The 2,368-nt window shown below is 62.8% G+C and carries 2 protein-coding genes; both read right to left on the bottom strand.

Going from position 1 to position 2,368, the window contains the following annotated elements:
- Positions 1-113: 113 nt before the first annotated feature.
- Positions 114-1,964 (bottom strand): N-6 DNA methylase, encoded by a 1,851-nt coding sequence (locus tag ACTXPP_RS14010; RefSeq protein ID WP_443342715.1) that lies wholly within the window; start codon positions 1,962-1,964, stop codon positions 114-116.
- Positions 1,964-2,368: NYN domain-containing protein (locus tag ACTXPP_RS14005; RefSeq protein WP_443342712.1), on the bottom strand; the 405-nt coding region annotated here is incomplete at its 5' end. The genes ACTXPP_RS14005 and ACTXPP_RS14010, both read right to left, overlap by 1 nt.

Raw genomic sequence — 2,368 nt, 5'->3', positions numbered from 1 at the left:
TTATCGTGGCATGCTCAACGGCGGTCGTCGTCCCCCACGGCGACTAAGGCCCCGGGTTGAGCCCTTGTCACGCATCCCCCCAACAGCGTGACCTGTCGGCTCCCCGGGACCGCCTATTCGTCTTGGGACGACGTGGCCAGGCCGCTGGCGATGGCGGACGCGAGCTGGGTGCTCATCTGATCCCATGCTTCAGCCTGCAGTTCTACCTCGCGCTGCTTGTTGACAGTCTTCCGGTAGATGGTGCCCAGGCGTCGCTGCTTTTCGAGGCCGAGGATCGGCACATCAACCAGGCGGAGGCTGAGTCGCTGGATGCCGGCGCCTTCGGTGGCAGTGCCGGCCGCCAGGGCGGCGGTGAAGACAGCAGCGAGGAACCAAGGGTCGGTGTCCTCTGGTTCGCATCGGAATACCTGGATGTAGCCTCTGTCAGGGCGTTCACCGTCAACAGTGCAGACTGTGGCACGACGGTGGCTGACACAGATGTCGCCGCACTGCAGGGCCTTGTCCTTGTCCGCGCCGCGGCCGACCCGCACTGACTTTATTGAGGACAGATCCGAGGCGGTAATCGTCTCCGGTTGAGAGGAGGTGATGACGAGGGGATCCAGAAGATCGCCAATGCCGCTGAGGGGGGTGACCCTCGACGCAACGGTGTCGAGTTCCCGGCGTAGCTCGTCAGGGTTTGCGGTGTTGGCCCGGTCGATCCAGTACGTGGGTGCGTAGGTCTTGTCGTCGTCGACGAGGTCAAGCCGGTCCACCTGCGCAAGCGACGGTGAGGCGGCGAGTTGTTCTCCGGCACGGTGCGCAGTGAGTGCGCTGACTATGTGGCTGAGATCAAGACCAGTGACCTGGTCTCTGGTCTCGCGCGTGACATGGGCATCATCAATGCGGGCAAACAGCACGTTGTCTGTCCGGGTTGTCTGGTTCTTGGTGAGGACGACGGCAACGGTTGGGATGGATGTCCCGTAGTGCAGCTTGCCGGGCAGTTCAATAACAGCCTGCAGGCTGCGGTCCGTCGTCATACTGCGCAGTACCGAGCGCGATGAGGACCGGAACGTGACCCCGACCGGCAAGACGACGATTGCTGTCCCCTCGTCACCAAGAAGGTGGTGCGCAAGTTGAAGCCACGCAGTGTCATCGGTGCGGTACGGGGTTCCGTAGGGCCAACGCTGCGGTTCTTCCTCAAGAAGTACCTTGTCGAAGCCCATTCCCCACGGCGGAACAGCACACACGAGATCGAAAGTACCGGCAGGCAAGGCCTGGGGAGCCAGGGCATTTCCCTGGAACCATCTGGCGTCCCACCCTGAGATGAGAGCGCGAGCCTGGGCCATGGCAAGTGCGGACTTATCGACATCGTTGCCGGCCAATTCGGCATCAGGGAACCGACGATGCAGTGTGCCGAGGGTGCCGCCGGCGCCACAGGTGATGTCGATGATCGACGTGCAGGAATCGGGCGACAGTGCAGTGAGCAGGTCGTTGACGATCTGCGGAGATCCGTGGTCGACGTCGATCCTGGAGGCTGAGTCGAGGTACTCGAGGATCTCCGTGGCGCTGAACCCGGCGGTCAGGGTGTAGGCGTCGTGGAGCTTGTCGTCATCGAGCATCCTCTTAAGCTCGCTGGCGAGCGGTTCGAGGGTAACCGGCTGTGCCTCGGCTGCCTCGTCGAGGTATCGCTGCACTGCAAACATGGTGAGGATCCATGCGTATTCATTGGAAGGGGCGGCAGCGCGTAGCCGATCGATCACCTGGCTTATCGTGATCTCGGGCTTGTCCTGGGAATCCGCGTCCTTGACAGTGCGCCCAGTGGCTTCAAGCCAGGCAAGCACCTCTTCCTGATCAAATGTGACAGGCCGGGTGGGAGGGTCGAGCGGCTTGGGGAAGGTCTTGTCTCGGCGGCGCCACTGGCCGACAGCGGTGACGGTGACGCCGGCGATCTTGGCGATGGTTGTTGCGGTGATGGGGGTGGACATTAGGCGATTTCCTTGCCGGTAGTGATGTCGATGACGGATGCACGGTGAGTGCTGGTGAGGTGGGGGAGTTGGATGGTGGCGTGTGCTGCCATGCGTACCTGGGGTGAGATTGCCCCGATTCTGCCGACGGCGACGGTGTTCACACCCTGCGCGGCGATGTCCGCGAGGACGGGGGCGAAGATGTGGTCACCGCTAGCGATGATCACGGTGTCGAACGAGGTGATGTTCGGGGTACCGGTGACCGCTTCGATCAGTGCGAGATCGGCGGCATCCTTGCCCTCCGTGGGGGAGAGGAATCGAGCGCTGAGCATCTTGTGGGCGGTGAAGTAGGCGCGGGGGGCGTTGGTGGTGTTCGCGGCGATGATGACCAGGTCGTTGTCGCCGATGCCGACGACTCGCTGGTA

Source organism: Candidatus Corynebacterium faecigallinarum (genome assembly GCF_052264515.1).
In the GTDB taxonomy this organism is placed as follows: Bacteria; Actinomycetota; Actinomycetes; order Mycobacteriales; family Mycobacteriaceae; genus Corynebacterium; species Corynebacterium faecigallinarum.
This window is presented reverse-complemented; position numbering and strand designations above follow the sequence as displayed.

Excerpts from the sequence above, each read along its gene's own strand:
- ACTXPP_RS14010 (WP_443342715.1), bottom strand. The coding sequence starts at position 1,964 with ATGTCCACCCCCATCACCGCAACAACCATCGCCAAGATCGCCGGCGTC.